This is a genomic window from Dechloromonas denitrificans, assembly GCF_020510665.1.
GTDB classification, from domain to species: Bacteria; Pseudomonadota; Gammaproteobacteria; order Burkholderiales; family Rhodocyclaceae; genus Azonexus; species Azonexus denitrificans_B.
The window spans coordinates 257407-278768 of sequence record NZ_CP075187.1 but is presented as its reverse complement, the minus strand read 5'-3'; the positions used below and the strand labels follow the sequence as shown (position 1 = coordinate 278768).

The window sequence follows — 21362 nt, the reverse complement described above, 5'->3', positions numbered from 1 at the left end:
TATTGCCTGAGGCGCTTAGCGTGGCAGGGTCGTCGAACCCATCAGGAATGCGTCGACTTCACGTGCAGCCTGGCGACCTTCGCGGATCGCCCAGACGACCAGCGACTGACCACGGCGCACGTCACCGGCAGCAAAGACCCTGGCGACGTTGGTTGCATAGCAACCTTCGCCATCCGTCGTTGCCTTGGCATTACCGCGGTTGTCCTTGTCGACGCCAAAGGCCTCGAGCAGCTTGCCCACCGGATTGGTAAAGCCCATGGCGAGGAAGGCGTTGTCGCAAGGCAGTTCGAATTCCGAACCGGCCACCTCGGTCATCTTGCCATCCGTCCATTCAAGGCGAACAGCCTTCAGTGCCTTGACGTTACCCTTGCCATCATCGACGAAGCCCTTGGTGGCCACGGCGAAATCGCGCGTACAACCTTCGTCGTGCGAAGAAGAAGTGCGCAGCTTGTACGGCCAGTACGGCCAGGTCAGCGCCTTGTTTTCCTGCTCTGGCGGCATCGGCATCAGTTCGAACTGGGTTACCGAAGCAGCACCATGGCGATTCGAAGTACCAACGCAATCGGAACCGGTATCGCCGCCACCGATGACGATGACGTGCTTGCCCTTGACGTTGATCGGGTTGGCCTTGCCCTGCTGGACTTCCTTGTTCTGCGGAATCAGGAATTCCAGAGCGGCGTAGATACCCTTCAACTCGCGGCCCGGCACCGGCAGATCGCGCGGCACTTCGGAACCGGCAGCCAGGATCACAGCATCAAATGCTGCGGTCAACTGCTCGGCAGAGACAAATTCCTTGGCATCGTTGTTGATTCCGGCCGGCACGTCCTTCGAACCGATCACCACCTTGGTCTTGAACGTAACGCCTTCGGCTTCCATCTGGGCAACCCGGCGATCGATCACCGTTTTTTCCAGCTTGAAGTCGGGGATGCCATAGCCAAGCAGACCACCGATACGGTCGCTCTTCTCGAACACCGTCACGTCATGACCGACGCGCGCCAGTTGCTGGGCGGCAGCCATACCGGCCGGCCCGGAGCCAACGATGGCGATTTTCTTGCCCGTCTTGGTCTTGGCTGGCTGCGGCACAACCCAGCCAGATTCCCAGCCTTTGTCGATGATGAAATGCTCGATCGACTTGATACCCACCGGCGCCGCGTTAATACCCAGCGTACAGGCAGCCTCGCAAGGAGCCGGGCAGATGCGGCCGGTAAAGTCCGGGAAATTGTTGGTGGAGTGAAGTACTTCCAGCGCCTGCTTCCAGTTGCCGCGGAAAACCAGATCATTCCAGTCCGGAATGATGTTGTTCACCGGGCAACCGTTGTTGCAGAACGGAATGCCGCAATCCATGCAACGCGCGCCCTGAGTCTTGGCATCCTCGTCGTTGAGGGTATGCACAAACTCCTTGTAGTGCTTCAAACGGTGCTCAACCGGGTCGTAAGACTCGGAAAGACGCTCGAACTCCATGAAACCAGTCGGCTTGCCCATTATGCGGCCTCCTTCTGTGCAGCGGCCATCTCGGTGAGGGCGCGCTTGTATTCGTGCGGATAAACTTTGACGAACTTCTCGCGGTAGGCATCCCAGTTAGCCAGAATGGCCTTGGCTGTCTCACTGCCAGCAAATTCGGCATGGCGGGTGATCAATTCCTTGAGCAGGGTTTCGTCAGCCAGACCCAGATGGAGCGGCTCACCAGCAGCCTGACGGCTGGCCGGCAAAACCTTCTCAAGTGCAACCTGGGCCAGATTGGCGCGCTGCTTGAAGCTGCCATCCTCGTCGAGCACATAGGCGATACCGCCCGACATGCCGGCTGCAAAATTACGCCCCGTCAGGCCAAGCACGACAACCGTACCACCGGTCATGTACTCGCAGCCGTGATCGCCAACACCTTCGACCACTGCCGTACCTCCGGAATTGCGGACGCAGAAACGTTCGCCACCAACACCGGCCAGATAGGCTTCACCATCGGTCGCACCGTACATGACGGTATTGCCGACAATGATGTTTTCCTGGGTATTGCCACGGAAATCCGGGCTCGGCTTGATGATGATGCGGCCACCCGACAAGCCCTTGCCAACGTAGTCATTGCCTTCGCCAGTCAGTTCCAAGGTCACGCCACGGGCCAGGAAGGCACCAAAAGCCTGACCAGCAGTACCGGTCAGTTTGACGTGGATGGTATCGTCCGGCAGGCCGGCGTTACCGTAACGGCGGGCAACTTCGCCCGACAGCATGGTGCCGCAGGTGCGATTGACGTTGATGATCTTCGTTTCGATCTGGACCTTCTGGCCCTTTTCGAGGGCCGGCTTGGCCTGTTCGATCAGTTGATGATCAAGCGCCTTGTCGAGACCATGGTCCTGGACTTCGGTATGACGACGCGGCACATCGGCCGGCACGGCAGGCTGGAAGAAGACCTTGGTGAAATCGAGACCCTTGGCCTTCCAGTGCTCGATACCACTACGCATGTCCAGCAAATCGGCCCGGCCAACGAGATCGTCAAACTTGCGGATACCCAGCTGGGCCATGATTTCGCGCACTTCTTCAGCGATGAAGAAGAAGTAGTTCACGACGTGTTCCGGCTGACCGGTAAAGCGCTTGCGCAGTTCCGGATCCTGGGTGGCAACGCCGACCGGGCAGGTGTTCAGATGACATTTGCGCATCATGACGCAACCTTCGACAACCAGCGGAGCGGTCGCGAAGCCAAACTCATCAGCGCCGAGCAGCGCACCAACCACAACGTCACGGCCAGTCTTGAGCTGACCATCGACCTGAACACGAATGCGCGAACGCAGGCGGTTCAACACCAGGGTCTGCTGGGTTTCGGCCAGGCCGAGTTCCCACGGCGTACCGGCGTGCTTGATCGAGGATTGCGGCGAAGCACCGGTACCACCGTCAAAACCGGCGATCACGACGTGATCGGCCTTGGCCTTGGCGACACCGGCAGCAACCGTACCGACACCGACTTCGGAAACCAGCTTGACCGAGATGGAAGCACGGTCATTGGCGTTCTTCAGATCGTGAATCAGCTGTGCCAGATCTTCGATCGAGTAGATGTCATGGTGCGGCGGCGGCGAAATCAGGCCAACGCCCGGTACAGAGTGACGCAGGAAACCGATGTATTCGGAAACCTTGTGCCCCGGCAACTGACCACCTTCGCCCGGCTTGGCGCCCTGAGCCATCTTGATCTGGATTTGGTCAGCATTGACCAGATACTCGGTCGTTACACCGAAACGCCCCGAAGCGACCTGCTTGATGGCAGAACGCAGTGAATCGCCTTCCTTCATCTCGATATCGCGTTCGATACGCCCCTTGCCGATGATGTCGGAGAGCATCGTACCGGCCTTGACCGGTGCAAAACGCTTGGCATCCTCACCACCTTCGCCGGTATTCGATTTACCGCCAATGCGGTTCATCGCCAGGGCGAGCGTGGTGTGCGCTTCGGTCGAAATCGAACCGAGCGACATGGCGCCAGTCGCAAAGCGCTTGACGATTTCCTTGGCGGACTCGACTTCTTCGAGCGGCACGGCAGCGCCGGTCGGCTTGAAATCGAACAGGCCGCGCAGGGTCAGGTGACGCTTGGTCTGATCGTTGATCAGCTTGGCGTATTCCTTGTAGGTCTCGGTTTTGCCCGAACGCGTTGCGTGCTGCAGCTTGGCGATCGAATCCGGCGTCCAGGTGTGCTCTTCGCCACGCGTGCGGTAGGCGTATTCGCCCCCGGCATCGAGCATGCTGGCCAGAACCGGGTCGGCCGAGAAGGCTTCGTCGTGCAGACGAATCGCTTCTTCGGCAACTTCAAACAGGCCGATACCTTCAATGTTGGAAGGTGTGCCGGTGAAGTACTTCTCGACGAATTCCTTCTGCAGACCGATGGCTTCGAAAATCTGCGCGCCGGTGTAGGACATATAGGTCGAGATGCCCATCTTGGACATGACCTTGCACAGACCCTTGCCGATAGCCTTGACGAAGTTCTTGACGTACTTCTCGGCCTTTTCGGCGTCGCCCTTGGCAAAGCTCTCGATGGTTTCGAGGGCCAAGTACGGGTGAACCGCTTCGGCGCCAAAACCGCCGAGCAATGCGAAGTGATGCGTCTCGCGAGCCGAACCGGTTTCGACCACCAGACCAGTACTGGTCCGCAGGCCCTTCTTGACCAGATGCTGATGGATCGCCGAAGTAGCGAGCAGCGCCGGAATGGCAACCTGCTCGGCATCCAGTTTGCGATCGGAAACGATCAGCACATTGGCACCGGAACGAACGGCATCTTCGGCATCCGCCGCCAGGGAGGCCAGGCGTGCTTCGATGCCGGCCTTGCCCCAAGCCACCGGATAGCAGATATCCAGCTCGAAGGACTTGAACTTGCCTGAGGTGTACTTGCCAATATGGCGCAGCTTCTCGATATCGCCCTTGGTCAGGACCGGCTGGGAAACTTCGAGACGGATTGGCGGATTGATATCGGCAGTGTTCAGCAGATTCGGCTTCGGACCGACGAAGGACACCAGCGACATGACCAGCTCTTCGCGAATCGGGTCGATCGGCGGGTTGGTCACCTGGGCGAACAACTGCTTGAAGTAGGTATAGAGCGTCTTGTTCTTGCTCGACAACACCGGCAATGCGGAGTCGGTACCCATCGAACCCGTGGCTTCTTCACCGTTCTGGACCATCGGCTCAAGGATGACCTTGATGTCTTCCTGGGTGTAACCGAAAGCCTGCTGGCGATCGAGCAGAGATGCCGTAGCAGCGGCACAGTCTTCGGCCGGTGCAGCGACTTCATCCAGCTTGATGCGGATCTTGTCGATCCACTCGCGGTAAGGCTTGGCGTTGGCCAGCGAGTTTTTCAGTTCCTGGTCGTCGATGATGCGGCCTTGCTCCATGTCGATCAGGAACATCTTGCCCGGCTGCAGACGCCATTTCTTGACGATCTTCTTTTCCGGAATCGGCAGCACGCCGGATTCGGAAGCCATGACCACGAGGTCATCGTCGGTCACCAGGTAACGCGCCGGACGCAGACCGTTACGGTCGAGCGTCGCGCCGATCTGGCGGCCATCGGTGAAGGCCACAGCGGCAGGACCGTCCCATGGTTCCATCATCGCGGCATGGTATTCGTAGAAGGCGCGACGGTTCTCGTCCATCGTCGTGTGCTTTTCCCAGGCTTCCGGGATCATCAGCATCACGGCCTGAGCCAGCGAGTAGCCGCCGCCCATGACCAGCAGTTCGAGCGCATTATCGAACGAAGCCGAGTCGGATTGACCTGGGTAATGCAGCGGCCAGACCTTCTTCAGGTCATCGCCAAGAATCGGCGAAGAAATGGCTTGTTCGCGCGCCTTGAACCAGTTGACGTTACCGCGCACCGTATTGATTTCGCCGTTGTGGGCGATATAACGGAACGGGTGAGCCAGGTCCCAGGTTGGGAAGGTATTGGTCGAGAAACGCTGGTGCACGAGCGCCAGGGCGGAAACAGTGCGCTTGTCCTGCAGGTCGTCGTAGTACACGCCAACCTGATCGGCCAGCAGCAGGCCCTTGTAGTTCACGGTACGAGCCGAGAAGGACGGCACGTAAAACTCTTGGCCGTGTTTGAGCTTCAACGACTTGATGGCGTTGGCAGCGCGACGACGGATAATGTACAGCTTGCGCTCGAGGGCGTCGGTCACGAAAACATCGGGACCACGGCCGACGAAAACCTGACGGATTACCGGCTCTTTGGCGCGCACGGTCGGCGACATTGGCATGTCGCGATTGACCGGCACATCACGCCAGCCAAGGATAACCTGGCCTTCGGCGATGACAGAACGTTCGATCTCTTCGATACAGGCGTAACGCGAAGCAGCTTCTTGCGGCAGGAAGACCATGCCGACGCCGTACTCGCCCAGAGGCGGGAGTTCAACGCCTTGCTTGGCCATTTCCTCGCGATAGAACTGGTCGGGAATCTGGATAAGAATGCCGGCGCCGTCGCCCTGCAGGGGGTCGGCACCAACAGCACCGCGGTGATCGAGATTTTTCAGGATCAACAAACCCTGCTCGACGATGCTATGACTTTTCTGGCCTTTGAAATGGGCTACAAAACCCACGCCGCAAGCGTCGTGCTCGTTGGCTGGGTCGTACAAACCCTGCCGCTCAGGTACTGCCGGTTCCATCACACGCATTCCTTCAAATAACTTGGCCAAGAACATTCGGCCAATGATGAAAAAAGCCGGGCGCAATTGGGCGCCGGCCTGTACGAAATTTTGAGGCAACCATTAAATATACTGGTAAACCCCTGTCAATTCAAGATGCTGCAACGCACCAATCTGCAGCACATCGCTGCGAACACGCCCTTTTCAGGTGCTGCGTGACTCGATGGCAGCAATGATCTGGGATTCGGTAGCCACATCAGACATCACCGCGCGCCCTATTTTTTCCAGCAAAACAAGCCGCAGCTTGCCGTCCAGCACTTTTTTGTCGTGCCGCATCAATTCAAGGTAGCGCCCAGCCCCCAGCGCAGGCCCCACAACAGGCAAACCAGCCCGCACAAACAGTTTTTCAATTCGAGAAACATCTTCCGCGGTCAACCACCCGAGCAGACGAGAAAGCTCAGCAGCAATTAACGTGCCGGCAGCAACAGCCTCTCCGTGCAACCACTCGCCGTATCCCAGGCCGGTTTCGATGGCATGACCGAAGGTGTGTCCCAAGTTGAGCAATGCACGCTCGCCGGTTTCACGTTCGTCCGCCACAACCACTTCCGCCTTGTTGGCACACGAGCGATGCACCGCAAAAGCCAGCGCATCCTTATCACGCGCCATCAGTTTCTCGATGTTGCTTTCAAGCCAGACAAAAAATTCGCCATCACGAATCAGGCCATACTTGATTACCTCGGCCAAGCCGGCCTTTAATTCCCGATCGGGGAGCGTATCCAGCGTTGAAATATCGGCCAAAACCAGCTTGGGCTGGTAAAACGCCCCGATCATGTTTTTGCCCAGCGGATGATTGATCGCAGTTTTGCCGCCGACCGATGAATCAACCAGCGAAAGGAGTGTGGTTGGTACCTGGATGAAAGGCATGCCGCGTTGGTAACAAGATGCTGCAAAGCCACCCATGTCACCGATGACGCCGCCACCCAACGCAATCAGCATCGTATTTCGTTCGCAATGCGCCCCGAGCAGCGCATCAAAAACCAGGTTCAATGTTTCCCAGTTTTTGAATGCCTCACCGTCGGGCAAGACAACGGGCAATACCGAAATACCCGCATTTTCAAGCGTAGACCGCAGCATTCCAAGATAGAGCGGCGCGACGGTCGTGTTACTGACGATTACCGCCTTTTTTTGCTTGATGTGCGGCAGCAGCAACTCCGGCCTGGACAGTACGCCACAACCAATGTGAATCGAATAGGCGCGCTCATCCAGAGCGACATTCAACGTATGCGTCAGGTCTTGCATAAACGGGTGTACTCTCGCAGTAAATGCTGAACAATTCCGGCAGCAACCAGATGCGACCCCTCGACAACCAGATGTGCCGCATCACGATAAAGGGGATCACGAAGCGTGTGAAGTTCCTCCAGGCGCGCCAAGGGATCAGGGACCCGCAATAACGGCCGGTTCCTGTCGTGCTTGGTGCGCTCATAGAGCATGGCGGGAGGAACGTTCAGGTAAACCACCCAACCTGAGTCATGCAAACAGCGACGATTTTCGGGATTCAACACAACCCCGCCTCCGGTTGCCATGACTACATTGGATTGCTCACAGAGCTCGGCGATGGTCTGTGCCTCACGACGGCGAAAACCTTCTTCGCCCTCGATTTCAAAAATAGTGGGGATAGGAACGCCTGTACGCTCGACAATTTCGTGGTCCGAGTCATAGAACGGACGCCCAAGACGCCGGGCCAACTGCCGCCCCACGGTCGTCTTTCCGGCCCCCATCAGGCCCACAAGGTAAATATTTCGACAATTATCCACAACCGAATTTTATCCGCTATCCGCCAAACCGACAAAAAAAGGGCCGGCAATGCCGGCCCTGCAATCAGAGAACCAAGTATTTAGTCGAATCGCATTTTGTCGGAAATAACGCGAGGGGTGATGAAGACCAACAACTCCCGGCGCTTGCCAATGTCATTTTTGTATTTGAAAAGCCACCCAACAAATGGAATATCACCAAGCAAAGGCACTTTCTGAACTGCCTCTGTGTTATCTGTAATATAGACGCCGCCAACAACAACTGTTCCACCATTCTCAACGACGACATTAGTCTCAACAATAGAACTCTTGATTGGAGGATTGCCCAAAATAGCCCTCGTCCAATCTGGGTCTTCCTTTTTGATGACCAATGCCATTTTCACCGTTCCTTCCGGTGTAATTTGCGGCGTAGCCTCCAAAGTCAACTTGGCCGGCTTGAAACTCACTGTTTGTGTTGTCACACCACCTGAACTTGACGTTGTGACATAAGGAATTTCAGTACCATCTTCAATCTTTGCTTTAACGTTATTTGCAGTAACAACCCGGGGGCTTGATATCACCTTCCCGACTCCATCCGACTCCATCGCTGCAATCTCCAAATTCAAGATGCGTGTTGCCGCGGAGTTAAAGAGCGACAAAGCCAGCGTCCCTCCTGTTGAAGTAAAGTTGGGCAGATTAACACCAACCGTTTGTGCCGTTGTCTGAGTTGCGGGGGTAGATGATGTCGATGTTTTGCCATCGGTCGTTGATGAGGTATACGTACCCGGCTTGACTGCTCCACCAGTAAATCCCAAACCACTTCCACCCAATCCGGTAGTTACCTGATTGAGAAAATTCATCTTTACACCAAGACTTTTATTAAATTCGTCACTGGCTTCAAGAACACGAGCTTCAATCAGCACTTGCTTGGCCCCAAAATCAATTGCTTTGATGAACGCAGCAATTTCTTCAAGCTTTGCCGGGGTATCACTCACAAAAAGTATGTTTGAACGCTCATCGGCAATAACACTCCCGCGCTTACCTAGCATGCGCAACGCCGTGTTTGCCGAAGCACCAGGCAGAGGCGACATACCCGCCAACAACTTTGCGACATCAGCCGCCTTTTGGTAGTTGAGATTGAACTGTTCCGATTTCAATGGCTCCAATTCGCCAATCTGCTGCTTTGATTCAAAGTCGAGTTTTTCTCTAGTGGCAATTTCGTCACGCGGGGCAATCATGATGATATTGCCCTTCTTTCGCATGTCTAAACCTTTTTGCTGGAAAATAATATCGATGACCTGATCTGCCGGCACATCCTTCAATACTAATGTCGTTGTTCCTGTAACCGTTTCACTAATTACAGCATTGAGGCCGAGCTCCTCTGCCATCAAACGCAACAAGGCACGAACATCGCCATTTTGGTAATTGATGCTTACTCGCGGCCCCTGATATCCAATTTTTGTACCTTGAACCAATTTATTTGGGTCTTCAATAATCCGTTTTACTTCAATCACAAATTGGTTATCGCTTTGATAGGCGTTATGCTCCCACTGCCCTTTTGGCGTAATCACCATACGCACATTTTCACCTTGCGACTTTGTCTCTACAAATGTCACAGGCGTTGCAAAGTCAGTAACATCAAGCTTTCGCCGCAAACTATCCGGCAATGATGTTTTCATAAAATCAACAACCAAGCCAGCACCTTGCTGACGAATATCAATACCAGTACCTGCATCGCTCAAATCAACAACAATACGACCTTCTCCATCCTTACCTCGACGGAAAACGACATCCCTTATTGCGTGCTTGCTTGAAACAGTATTTTCCTCAGTAAATCGGGTCACACGCTGAGCAACAGAATCACTAGCCCGACCAATCGGAGCCAGAGTGACGTAAAGCGACTTTCCATCAAGCCTTGTTGAATAGTTCATGCCACGAACCAGATTCAGAACCAAACGCGTCCTGTCGCCGACCTGCACTATATTCATGCTGCGCAAGTCCCCTTCATTAAGGGCCTGGCTATTCTTGCCAAGTGCATTTGCGGTAGAAGGAAAATCCAGAGCGATTTTTGCGGGACTAGCCACGCTAAAACCCGTAGGCACGCTACTAAGCGGCTCTTTCAAATCAATTTTTACTGCGATTTCATTACCGTGTTGTACAACATTGATAGCTTCAATTGCATTATTTGCATCTTGTGCAAAAGCGGATGAACCCAAGGCCAAGCAAGCCGAAACAGCAATCACGATATAGTTGATAAATTTCATTTCCTGCTTCCCTCCGTACTCTGCAGATACAGCGAACTTTTTCGCTCACTCCAATCACCCGCAGAATCCTGAATCAATTCTCGGAGCTCAATTTCCTTGTCAGAAATTTGTGTCACCATTCCAAAGTCTAAGCCGATATAGTCGCCGACCTTAACCTGTTTGATTTTTTCATCCACCAAAATTACTGCCATAGGACGTTTATTAACATTCATATAGCCGATCATTTTCAGCGACTCCAGCGGGTATTTCTCAAGCAGACTATTACGCAATTCCCTTGCCTCAAAATCTGGCTGGAATGCACCGCCTTTACCGGACGCCTGTTTATATTTTGACTCTGGCTCTATTTTTCCTGGCTTGAATGGATCAAGAATTGATTCAACATCATAAGGAACCGGTTGGTAAGGCAGAACTTCAGGCAGCTTTGCAACATTCCCACGTAAATCTTTTGTGTTGTCAGCCATCCACTGCTTCAATCCCTCATGATCCTCCGCTGAGCAGGCACTCAACAAAACACATAGAACAAAAAGTAGTAAACGCATCACTTTTTAGCTCCCTGCTGTGCCTTTTTCTGCTTGGCCAACTCATCTTCGTCAAGATAACGAAATGTCTTTGTCGTTGCATCAAGCGACAGAACACCTGATGCCAGAGGTGTAATCGAAATATTATTCAGCGTAACAATGCGTGGCAATTTTGCGATATCCGCCGCAAAAGCACCAAAGTCATGGTAATTCCCATTTATTTTTACTGAAATAGGCAACTCTGCATAAAAATCTTTTACTTGCTCCTGGCCTGGACGAAAGAACTCAAACTGAAGCCCACGCCCAAGCCCTGCCTGATTAACCTCAATCAGCAACGCCTCAATTTCGGACTTGTTTGGCAGTTGCTTAAGCAACGCTCCAAATGACCGATCAATATCAGCCAATTGTTGCGTGTACAAATCGAGATTGACTGCCTGACGCTTTTTATCGATGTACTGTTGTTTGAGTTGTGACTCTTCCTGCTCTTTTATTTCCAGATCAGTGAGTTGATCGCTCCAGACAAACCACCAGCCAGCAAGCAAGATAGAAACAAAAACACCTAACAGAACTGCAATCTTTGGCACAACAGGCCAAGCCCCAGGGTCCTGGGGATTCATGTAACGAAAATCGTCAAGAATTGCCTGGAAATTAATTTCAGACAGGGCCTTGGGTAATGAAACAGCCTTCGCGTCCATTATTTCCCCTTAACTTCTTCAGACTTGACTCGCGTCAACACAAAAGTCATGCCAAATTCATTGATTCGACGCCCGTTTAATACGGAAGCCTTAACTTCAATGAGCTGTGGATTTTCAAGCCAGGGCGATGCCTCGATTGTCCGCATCAAGGCTGACACGCGTGCATTTGACTGGGCATATCCGGTGATGCTGACTTTCAGGCCATCCTGCTTGAGCGACTTCAGATAGACGCCCTCAGGGACCTGCTTGACCAATTCGCTCAATAGATAAACAGTTTCACCGCGGTCTCGCTGCAGGTTTTCGATGACTTGCTTACGGGACAGCAGCGCTTGGGTTTGCTCCTTGAGGCGCTTGATCTGATCTAGTTGCTTATCGAGAGTGCTGATTTCTTTTTTCAGAAAATCGTTACTGCTCTCCTGATTGCTTACATAACCGGCAATCAAGGTGTAAACCGCAAAAACGATCAAGGTCGCCAAGACGGTGACCAAGCCAGCCAGAACAAAAAACTGCTCGCGCCGTTCCTTGCGTGCGGCTTCGCGGTGGGGCAGGAGGTTGATGCGGATCATGATGGATCAAACCTCCGCAAAGCCAAGCCACAAGCAACCATCAGCGAAGAGGAATCAACAAGCAGGCTCTTGGCCCTGACCCGATCAGAAATTGACATGTTGGCAAATGGATTGGCCAACAGCGTATTGACCTGGGTCCTGGTTGCGACGACCTCATCGATACCAGGAATTACCGCACACCCCCCAGCCAGGACGATGTGATCCACCTGATTGTATTGGGTCGAGGTAAAGAAAAACTGCAGGGCGCGTGAGACTTCAAGTGCCAACCCCTCCATGAAGGGGTTGAGCAACTCAGCTTCATAACCCTCAGGAAGTTTGCCAGCCCGCTTGGCAGCCTCGGCATCTTCATGCGTCATGCCGTAATGCCGAACAATATCTGAAGTCAGTTGAGCGCCACCGAAAGCCTGCTCACGCGCATAGACCTGCTGCCCATTCCGGAGAACGGTCAAATTCATGACATGAGCACCAGCGTCGATCAAGGCGATGACTTGGTTTTTACCGGCGGCAGGCAGTTGTTGCTCAATCAACTCGAATGCCGACAAGGCTGCCAGCGTATCCACATCAAGCACTACCGCTTTCAGGCCCGCCGCATCGGCGACAGCCACCCGGTCTTCGACACGCTCTTTCTTTGATGCAGCAATCAGCACCTCAAGCTCTTCTGGCGCGGAAGGCGCCGGCCCAAGAACCTGATAGTCCAGATTGACTTCATCGATCGAAAACGGGATGTACTGATTGGCTTCCAGCTCAACCTGAGCCTCAAGCTCTTCGTCACGCAAACCGGCCGGGACAATGATTTTTTTCGAAATGACGGCAGAACTGGGCAAGGCCATCGCGACGTTGCGCGTCGAGGTTCCCAAGCGCTTCCAGGCACGTCTGACAGAGTCGACCACGGCATCCAGATTGGCAATGTTGCCATCCAGCACAGCATCTTTCGGCAACACCTCTATCGTGTAGCGCTCGACGCGGTAACCATCCTTCTTCCCGTTCGAGGCCAACTCAACCATTTTCACAGCAGACGAACTGATGTCCAATCCGAGCAGGGAGCGAGCCTTGGGATTTAATAATGTGGAGATATCGAAGCCCACCAGACCCCCAAAAAGTCCTTACGGAATGCGAAGTTAGCTTAAAAACCAATAATTCACTTCAGATGCTAGCAACAACGTATAGGCATGTAAAGCACTTTAACGGCGCACCTTGGCGTCAGCGTATAATCGCTTCAAGACCAATTTGATCATCAAGCCATCTTGCCCTCATCTCTCAGCCCGACGCTTCGTGTCCTCCTTTATCCGCTGATTCTCGCAGTTGGTTTTATTGCCATTGGCATTGCCATCGCCATGATCATGCTGGTTCTCACCTACCCGAACCTCCCTTCGCTGGAAGTTCTGACCGACTACCGCCCCAAGATTCCGCTGCGCATTTACACCGCGGATGGCTACCTGATCGGCGAATTCGGCGAGGAGCGGCGCGCGGTCGTGACTATCCGTGAAGTCCCCGACGTGATGAAGCACGCCATTCTGTCGGCAGAAGATGATCGCTTTTATCAACACGGCGGGATTGATTACCTCGGCGTTTTGCGCGCCGCCGGCAGCAATTTTTTGGGTGGCGGAAAACGCCAAGGTGCGTCAACAATCACCCAGCAAGTCGCCCGCAACTTCTTCCTGACCGCCGAAAAAACCTACACCCGCAAGCTTTACGAGGTGCTGCTTTCTTTCAAGATTGAAAGCAATCTGTCCAAGGACCAGATTTTCGAGTTGTACATCAACCAGATTTTTCTCGGCCAGCGAGCCTATGGTTTTGCTGCTGCAGCCCAGATTTACTTTGGCAAACCGCTGAAAGACATTTCGATTGCCGAGGCTGCGATGCTGGCCGGGTTGCCTAAGGCGCCGTCTGCCTACAATCCGATCGTCAATCCGAAGCGGGCCAAACTGCGCCAGCAATATGTATTGCGCCGGATGCATGAACTGGGACATATCACTGCCAGCGAACACGAAGCCGCACTCAAGGAGCCGCTCGTCGTCAAACGTGAACTGGGCGATTACGCGGTCCACGCCGAATTCGTTGCCGAAATGGCTCGACAGATCACCGCCGAACGCTTCCCCGAGGACATTTACTCGCGCGGCATGAAGGTCTACACGACGATCATCAAAGCCGAGCAGGAAGCCGCCTATACCAGCCTGCGCAAGGGCGTCATGGCCTATGACCGACGCCACGGATATCGCGGCGCAGAATCCTATCTGGACATGAAGGACATCAAGTTGGACCAGGATGAAGCCATTGATGAAGCCTTGCAGGACATTGCCGATGCCGGCGACCTGTTCCCGGCACTGGTTCTGTCGGCCGACACAAAGCAAGTCAAGGTTTATCGCAAGGGCGGCGAAATCGTCACACTGACCGGTGATGCGATCAAGTTTGCCACCAAGATGCTCGACGACAAGGCTCCGCCGACCAAGCGACTCAAGCGCGGAGCCGTCATCCGTCTGCAGAAGGATGAAAAAGCCGCCTGGCAAATCAGCCAGCTGCCTGAAGTGGAATCCGCCTTTGTCGCGGTCGACCCAAAAGATGGGGCGATTCGTGCGCTGGTCGGCGGGTTTGATTTCAATCGCAACAAATTCAACCATGTCACCCAGGCTTGGCGCCAACCTGGCTCAAGCTTCAAGCCCTTCATTTACTCGGCATCGCTTGAAAAAGGCTACAACCCAGGCAGCGTCATTGCCGACGAGCCGATTGTCATTCCGGCCAGCCAGACGGGCTCTCAGGCCTGGGAACCGCACAATTACGATGGCAAGTACGAAGGCCCGATGAAAATGCGTACGGCCCTGGCCAAATCGAAAAACATGGTGTCAATCCGCCTGCTACAATCGATTGGCACCCAATACGCCCAGGATTATGCCGGGCGCTTCGGTTTTGATCCGGCCAAACACCCGCCCTACCTGACGATGGCGCTGGGTGCCGGCTCAGTGACGCCGTGGCAGATGGTGACGGGCTATGCCGTCTTTGCCAACGGCGGCTTCAAGGTCAATCCCTACGTCGTCCGTGAAATCCGCGACGAGAAAAATACGGTGCTGGCTCAATCAGCTGAAATCCCGGCCGGCGATGAGTCGATTCGCGCCATCGATCCACGCAATGCCTTCATGATGGATTCGATGCTCCGTGACGTAACGATCTACGGCACGGCGGCGCGTGCTTCAGCCACACTCAAACGCCAGGACCTGGCAGGCAAAACCGGCACCACGAACGAATATGTCGATGCCTGGTTCTGCGGCTACCAGATGACGGCTGCCGGTTGTGCCTGGATTGGTTTTGACACACCGAAAAAGCTGGGCGACAAGGAAACAGGCGGAACGGCTGCACTGCCGATCTGGATTGGCTACATGGCGCGCGCCCTCAAGGATGTACCCATCCAAACGCCACAGATGCCGGAAGGATTGGCCAGCTACGGCGAAGGGCGCAACCGGAATTACGTGTACAGCGAGAATGTCGGTGGCGAACACGCCCCGGGCGACAGCGACGCAAACACGCCGGAACCAAAGCCTGAACTGGACAAACCGCCGAGCGACTGATCAGCCGAGAACGACGGCCTCGCCAGCCTGCTGACTGGCGAGCGCCGAAAGTTTTTGCATCAGTTCGGTGCCATCGCGGGTATCGACCCAGGCACGACCGTCCCAGCGGAAGTGAAATCCGCCGGCACGAGCCGCAACCCAGATTTCCCGCGCCACCCCGTGGCGATTGACGATGATCTTGCTGCCATCCTCAAATTCGATTTCCAGCACGCCACCCGCGGCGAGTTCGAAGTCGATATCTGCCTCGCAAACATCCAGCGCAGCGTCGATCCGGGCGAGCGCAGCATCGGCCAAGCCGTTGAATTCCTTGTCATCCATCGTGTGCTACCATCCTGTTCTTTGCTGACCGGTCCGTCACTCATGTCCCGAACTGCCGCTATTTTACTGACTCTCTGCCTTGCCGGCTGCGGCATGAAAGGCCCCGGACTTGAACTGCCGCCGGGCCCGCCGCCGAGCCCGCTGCTCGGCAACTCAAAACCAACAAAACCAGCCCCCAAACCCAGCGCGCCGGATGTTAACACGGACGCCAAATCAAATACCCAATGAGCTCATTTACCCTGAAAAACGGCGTCCTGCACGCCGAATCCGTCGCCCTGCCCGCCATTGCAGAACAATTCGGCACGCCAGCCTACGTCTATTCGCGCGCGGCACTTGAAGCTTCGCTCGGCGAGTTTCATGACGTACTGGGCGCCCACCCGGCCGGCCAGGGTTCGCTCGTCTGCTTTGCCGTCAAAGCCAACTCCAACCTCGCCATCCTGAATGTCTTCGCCCGCCTCGGCGCCGGTTTCGACATTGTCTCCGGCGGCGAGTTGCAGCGCGTTCTGGCGGCCGGCGCCGATCCGAAAAAGGTCGTTTTCTCCGGCGTCGGAAAAACCGCAGCCGAAATGAAGCTGGCGCTGGATGTCGGCATTTTCTGCTTTAACATCGAATCGGCTGCCGAACTCGAGCGCTTGAACGAAGTCGCCGGCCAATGCGGCAAAAAAGCGCCGATCAGCCTGCGGGTCAATCCCAACGTTGATCCGAAAACCCACCCGTATATCTCGACCGGCCTGAAGGAAGCCAAGTTCGGCGTGGCCTACGATGACGCGCTCGGCATTTACCGCCGCGCCGCCGCCCTGCCGAATATCGAAGTAGCCGGCATCGACTGCCACATTGGTTCGCAGTTGCTCGACCCTTCGCCCTTTGTCGAAGCCCTTGAGCGCATTTTGGCTCTGATTGACCAGTTGACCGCAGAAGGCATCGCCATTCACCACCTTGATCTCGGTGGCGGCCTGGGCATCAAGTACAAGGACGATCAGGTTCAGCCAACCGTCGACGCCTACCTGACGCCACTGCTCGACAAGCTGGCAGGCCGCGGCCTGCAGATCGTGCTCGAACCGGGTCGTCGCCTGGTCGGCAATGCCGGCCTGCTGCTGACTCGCGTCGAATATCTCAAGCCCGGCGAAGGCAAGAGCTTTGCAATCATCGATGCGGCGATGAACGACCTGATGCGTCCGGCGCTCTACGAAGCCTGGCACGACATCCTGCCGGTCGTCCCGCGTGACGGTGAAAGCCGGGCCTATGACGTGGTCGGTCCGGTGTGCGAAACCGGCGATTTCCTCGGCCAGGCACGCCCGCTGACCATCGCACCGGGCGACCTGCTGGCCGTGATGTCAGCCGGCGCCTATGGCATGGCAATGAGCTCCAACTACAACACCCGGCCGCGCGCAGTAGAAGTCATGGTCGATGGCGACAAGGTTCATCTGATTCGCCAGCGTGAAACGGTTGAGCAACTCTACGCCGGCGAACAACTGCTGCCGTAAGTCATGAAACGACGCTGGAGGCATGCCCTGCTGGCCGCACTGCTTGGTGCTGCCAGCCTTGCGGTCAACGCCGAAAACCGGGTGTTTTTCGTGATCGGCGATACCGGCGATTGCGAGCTGGAAGGGACCGCGCAAGTGGCGCGAGCGCTGCAGCAGCAAGCCGACTGGACCAAGGCCAGCCTGATCGAGGTCGGCGATCTGGGCTACCCGGTCGCAACTCATGAGCAACTGCAAGCTTGTCACGAAAAGCATTACGCGCCCTTCAAAACCCGGTTTGCCGTCCCCGGCAACCATGATTGGCACGCCGGCGAACAAAGCGGATTTTTCAGTGTATTTCCCGGCCCGGTGCCGCGCATCGAATCGCTGGGCGGGCCGTGGCGCCTGCTCATGCTCAACAGCAATCTGCGCGATGACGCATGGGAAAAGCAATTGGGCTGGCTCGACAAGCAACTGCCGGCACAAGCCGGGCTATGCCTGATCGCCGCCTGGCATCACCCGCGCTGGTCATCCGGCAAGCACGGCGACAACCGCTTTACCCAGCCGCTGTGGGAGCGCCTGCAAGGTCAGGCCAGCTTCACGCTGCATGGGCACGACCATCATTTCGAAGCCTTGCCGGCCGTCGACCGCGACGGTAAACCCTCGCCCTTCGGCGTCGCCTCATTCATCAGCGGCAATGCCGGAGCCGTCCTTTATGGCGCAGGCTGGAGCAACGCCCGCTCAAACCGGGCGCACTACGGCAACTGGGGCTTCATGCGCCTGGAACTGGATGAACAGCGTTATCGCTGGCAGGCAATCAGCGTCGATGGCCAGATCATCGACCGGGGCGAAGGCCAGTGCCAACCTGCAGGAGCCCGAGTTGCGCCTCGATAAGTGGCTGTGGGCAGGGCGTTTCTTCAAGACACGCTCCCTCGCCAGCGAAGCGATCAACGGCGGCAAGGTTCAAGTCAATGGCGCCCGAGTCAAGGCGGCTCGCGAAATCAGGATCGACGACCGGCTTGAAATCAGCAACGGCGAAGTTTGCTGGCAGGTCAGCGTCAAGGCGCTGTCCGACAAACGCGGCCCCGCCCCCGAAGCCCGGCTGCTTTATGAAGAAAGCGCCGAGAGCATTGCTGCCCGTGAAGCTCGGCAGGAAATGCGCAAGTATCAGGCCGATCCGGCAGCCGACCTGCACGGCCGCCCGACCAAGCGCGACCGTCGCCAACTCGGACGACTAGGCTGATTCACGCCAGCCAAGCCTGGTAACGCCGTCTAAAGCACCAGCACCAGGGCCAGCGGCAGGAAAAACAAGGCGCCAAGGTTGCCGATCAATACGATAGAAGCAACGCGATGTGGCTCCTGCTTGTAGCGTTCGGCAAACAGAAAATTAAGCACAGCCGGCGGCAAAGCGCCAAAAACCAGCAACATCGCGGCATCCCGCCCTTGCAAACCAAGCAGTTGAATCGCGCCGGCGGCAATCAGCATCCCGGCCAGCGGGCGGAGAATGGCACTGCCGGTCGCCACTTTCCATTCGCTGAACGACACATCGGTCATCCGCACACCGAGTGAAAACAGCAGCAGCGGTACGGAAACATCGCCGAGCATCTTGATGGCGATGATCAGCGGCGGCCAGATGGCGATATTGAGCAACGCCACGGTCAACCCTGCAATTGCGGCAAAAACCACGGGGATGCGCCACAAGGTCAGAATTCGGGTCGTCGGATCGAGCAGGCGGGCGCCGAAGGAAAAATGCAGCGTATTCTCGACCATGAACAAGATGACCGCCGCCGGCAAAGCGGCTTCTCCCCAGGCCAGCACGGCAAGCGGCAGGCCGATGTTGCCGGAGTTGTTGAACATCATCGGCGGCGCCAACGTTTTCGGCTGGCTGCCAACCAATCCGGCAATACCCCAAGCCAGAATGCCGCAGGTAGCCAGGACGATGAAGCCGCCCAGGGCAAGCGGGGCGTACGCCTGCAGATCGAAGGACTTGCCGGCCATCGCCGCAAAAACCAGGGCTGGAACGAAAATATCCATATTCAGGCGATTCGCCACCGCCATTTCCGGCTTGTGTTTGCGGGCATAAAAGAACCCGGCTGCGACAATCCCGAAAATGGGGAAAAGAATCGCCAACAAGCGGAAGGTCAAACTCTGATCGGCCAACTCATGCCCCGAAAATAATTGATGAAAATGGCCGGAAGCGACCGTTTACAGCACGTAGCGCGACAAATCCTCGTCAGCCGCCAATTCACCGAGCCGCTGATTGACCACCGCCGCATCGATCAGGATCGTTTCTACCCCAGCCTTGCCGGCGTCGAAGGAAATCTCTTCCAGCAGCTTTTCCATCACGGTATGCAGGCGACGGGCACCGATATTCTCGGTTTTCTCATTAACCTGGTAAGCAATCTCGGCCAAGCGGCGAATACCGTCGGCGGCAAATTCGAGATGCACGCCCTCGGTTTCGAGCAGGGCCTGATACTGGCGCGTCAGGCAAGCATCGGTCTGGGTCAGGATGCATTCAAAATCGGCCACTGACAGCGAATCCAGCTCGACACGAATCGGGAAACGGCCCTGCAGTTCCGGGATCAGGTCGGACGGCTTCGACAAATGGAAGGCACCGGAAGCAATGAACAGGATATGGTCGGTCTTGATCATGCCGTACTTGGTCGACACCGTGGTTCCTTCGACCAGCGGCAACAGGTCACGCTGCACGCCCTGGCGCGAGACATCGGCACCGTGGCTGTCGGAGCGGCTGGCTATCTTGTCGAGCTCATCGAGAAAAACGATACCGTTCTGCTCGACCGCCTTGACCGCCTCCAGCTTGACCTCTTCATCATTGACCAGCTTGGCCGCCTCTTCATCAGTCAGCAGCCTGAGCGCCTCCTTGACCTTCAGCTTGCGCGATTTTTTCTTGCCGCCGCCCATGTTCTGGAACATCCCCTGAATCTGCTGGGTCAGCTCCTCCATGCCTGGCGGCGCAAAGATTTCAGCCTGCATCGATGGCGCCGCGAGATCGACATCGATTTCCTTGTCGTCCAGTTCACCTTCGCGCAGCTTCTTGCGGAATTTCTGGCGCGTCGTGTTATCCGTCGCGGTCGACTCGCTGTTTTCGGCAAAAAAGCCGGGGCTGCGTGCCGGCGGCAGCAGCACGTCGAGGATACGATCTTCGGCAGCATCCTCGGCCCGGGCACGCATGCTCTTCATCGCCCGCTCACGGTGCGATTTGATGGCCATTTCGACCAGATCGCGGATGATCGTCTCGACATCGCGGCCGACATAGCCGACTTCGGTAAATTTCGTCGCTTCGATCTTGATGAATGGCGCGTTGGCCAAACGGGCCAGACGACGCGCAATTTCAGTCTTGCCGACACCGGTCGGCCCGATCATCAAAATGTTTTTCGGCGTGATTTCCTGGCGCAGCGGCTCCGCCACCTGAGCGCGGCGCCAGCGGTTACGCAGCGCAATTGCGACGGATTTTTTGGCGTTGTGCTGGCCAACGATATGCTTGTCCAGTTCGGAGACAATTTCCTGCGGCGTCATCTCTGCACCACTCATTCGAGCGCCTCGATCGTAAAGTTGCGGTTGGTATAGATACAAATATCGCCGGCAATCTCCAGCGACTTGGTCACGATGTCGCGCGGCGACAGCTCGGTATTTTCAAGCAGCGCACGCGCTGCGCTCTGGGCGTAGGAACCGCCTGAACCAATGGCGACGATACCGTGTTCCGGTTCAAGCACATCCCCGTTGCCGGTGATGATCAGCGAGACCTCCTTGTCGGCGACCGAAAGCATCGCTTCCAGACGGCGCAGGGCGCGATCGGAGCGCCAGTCCTTGGCCAGCTCGACAGCCGAACGCAGCAGATTGCCCTGATGCTTCTCCAGCTTGGCTTCAAAACGCTCGAAAAGCGTGAAGGCATCGGCCGTACCACCGGCAAAGCCGGCCAGGATCCGGCCTTGGTAAAGCCGGCGCACCTTGCGCGCGGTCGATTTGATCACCACATTGCCCAGCGTGACCTGACCGTCGCCGCCCATGGCCACCGAATTGCCGCGGCGCACGGACAGGATGGTCGTGCCGTGATATTGCTCCATGCTATTTCCTA

Annotated in this window: 17 protein-coding genes; 4 read left to right on the top strand and 13 right to left on the bottom strand. The window is 56.0% G+C overall.

What is annotated here, in order from left to right; genetic code table 11:
- Positions 1 to 15 precede the first annotated feature (15 nt).
- The 9 genes from KI614_RS01345 to KI614_RS01305 all read right to left on the bottom strand — a co-directional run bounded on the left by KI614_RS01345 (position 16) and on the right by KI614_RS01305 (position 12932).
- Positions 16 to 1482, bottom strand: a complete 1467-nt coding sequence (locus KI614_RS01345) for a glutamate synthase subunit beta (protein ID WP_226407361.1) — start codon at positions 1480 to 1482, stop codon at positions 16 to 18.
- Positions 1482 to 6116, bottom strand: coding sequence for a glutamate synthase large subunit (gltB, locus tag KI614_RS01340; RefSeq protein ID WP_226407359.1), 4635 nt, complete (start codon positions 6114 to 6116; stop codon positions 1482 to 1484). The genes KI614_RS01345 and gltB overlap by 1 nt, the downstream gene beginning before the upstream one ends.
- Positions 6117 to 6299: 183 nt before the next feature.
- Positions 6300 to 7394, bottom strand: coding sequence for a 3-dehydroquinate synthase (gene aroB, locus KI614_RS01335; protein WP_226407357.1), 1095 nt, complete (start codon positions 7392 to 7394; stop codon positions 6300 to 6302).
- The gene (locus tag KI614_RS01330; protein WP_264178090.1) at positions 7382 to 7873 is read right to left on the bottom strand and encodes a shikimate kinase; all 492 of its coding nucleotides are present in this window, start codon (positions 7871 to 7873) and stop codon (positions 7382 to 7384) included. Before KI614_RS01330 ends, aroB begins: the two co-directional genes overlap by 13 nt.
- A gap of 116 nt (positions 7874 to 7989) precedes the next feature.
- Entirely contained in the window at positions 7990 to 10149 is a 2160-nt protein-coding gene (locus tag KI614_RS01325; RefSeq protein WP_226407353.1) for a type IV pilus secretin PilQ, read from the bottom strand.
- Positions 10146 to 10610, bottom strand: coding sequence for a pilus assembly protein PilP (locus KI614_RS01320; RefSeq protein ID WP_226407351.1), 465 nt, complete (start codon positions 10608 to 10610; stop codon positions 10146 to 10148). The genes KI614_RS01325 and KI614_RS01320 overlap by 4 nt, the downstream gene beginning before the upstream one ends.
- A gap of 77 nt (positions 10611 to 10687) precedes the next feature.
- Positions 10688 to 11362 (bottom strand): type 4a pilus biogenesis protein PilO, encoded by a 675-nt coding sequence (locus KI614_RS01315; RefSeq protein WP_226407349.1) that lies wholly within the window; start codon positions 11360 to 11362, stop codon positions 10688 to 10690.
- On the bottom strand, positions 11362 to 11928 hold the full coding sequence (locus KI614_RS01310; protein ID WP_226407348.1) for a PilN domain-containing protein: 567 nt from the start codon (positions 11926 to 11928) through the stop codon (positions 11362 to 11364). Before KI614_RS01310 ends, KI614_RS01315 begins: the two co-directional genes overlap by 1 nt.
- The gene (locus tag KI614_RS01305; RefSeq protein WP_239003153.1) at positions 11925 to 12932 is read right to left on the bottom strand and encodes a pilus assembly protein PilM; all 1008 of its coding nucleotides are present in this window, start codon (positions 12930 to 12932) and stop codon (positions 11925 to 11927) included. The genes KI614_RS01310 and KI614_RS01305 overlap by 4 nt, the downstream gene beginning before the upstream one ends.
- Before the next feature lie 240 nt (positions 12933 to 13172).
- Here KI614_RS01305 and KI614_RS01300 point away from each other — a divergent pair, with 240 nt between their 5' ends.
- Entirely contained in the window at positions 13173 to 15488 is a 2316-nt protein-coding gene (locus KI614_RS01300; RefSeq protein WP_226407347.1) for a penicillin-binding protein 1A, read from the top strand.
- Here the strand turns inward: KI614_RS01300 and cyaY are convergent, their stop codons facing one another.
- On the bottom strand, positions 15489 to 15806 hold the full coding sequence (gene cyaY, locus KI614_RS01295) for an iron donor protein CyaY (RefSeq protein ID WP_226407346.1): 318 nt from the start codon (positions 15804 to 15806) through the stop codon (positions 15489 to 15491).
- Between the two features lie 224 nt (positions 15807 to 16030).
- Between cyaY and lysA the strand changes: the two genes are divergently transcribed.
- From lysA to KI614_RS01280, 3 genes are read left to right on the top strand one after another with little or no spacing between them, the layout of a single operon-like run.
- Positions 16031 to 17290, top strand: a complete 1260-nt coding sequence (gene lysA / locus KI614_RS01290) for a diaminopimelate decarboxylase (protein WP_226407345.1) — start codon at positions 16031 to 16033, stop codon at positions 17288 to 17290.
- A gap of 3 nt (positions 17291 to 17293) precedes the next feature.
- Positions 17294 to 18160 (top strand): metallophosphoesterase family protein, encoded by an 867-nt coding sequence (locus KI614_RS01285; protein WP_226407344.1) that lies wholly within the window; start codon positions 17294 to 17296, stop codon positions 18158 to 18160.
- The gene (locus KI614_RS01280; protein ID WP_226407343.1) at positions 18093 to 18509 is read left to right on the top strand and encodes an RNA-binding S4 domain-containing protein; all 417 of its coding nucleotides are present in this window, start codon (positions 18093 to 18095) and stop codon (positions 18507 to 18509) included. The genes KI614_RS01285 and KI614_RS01280 overlap by 68 nt, the downstream gene beginning before the upstream one ends.
- Before the next feature lie 29 nt (positions 18510 to 18538).
- On the opposite strand, the gene KI614_RS01275 is transcribed toward KI614_RS01280, so the two are convergent.
- Genes KI614_RS01275 through hslV form a run of 3 tightly spaced genes read right to left on the bottom strand, consistent with a single transcriptional unit; the run spans position 18539 to position 21351 of the window.
- Complete coding sequence (locus tag KI614_RS01275; protein ID WP_226407342.1) at positions 18539 to 19426, bottom strand: AEC family transporter; 888 nt, start codon at positions 19424 to 19426, stop codon at positions 18539 to 18541.
- Between the two features lie 45 nt (positions 19427 to 19471).
- Positions 19472 to 20818: an ATP-dependent protease ATPase subunit HslU gene (gene hslU / locus KI614_RS01270; RefSeq protein ID WP_413464168.1), complete on the bottom strand. Its 1347-nt coding sequence runs from the start codon at positions 20816 to 20818 to the stop codon at positions 19472 to 19474.
- Positions 20815 to 21351, bottom strand: a complete 537-nt coding sequence (gene hslV, locus KI614_RS01265) for an ATP-dependent protease subunit HslV (RefSeq protein ID WP_226407341.1) — start codon at positions 21349 to 21351, stop codon at positions 20815 to 20817. Before hslV ends, hslU begins: the two co-directional genes overlap by 4 nt.
- Between the last annotated feature and the right edge of the window lie 11 nt (positions 21352 to 21362).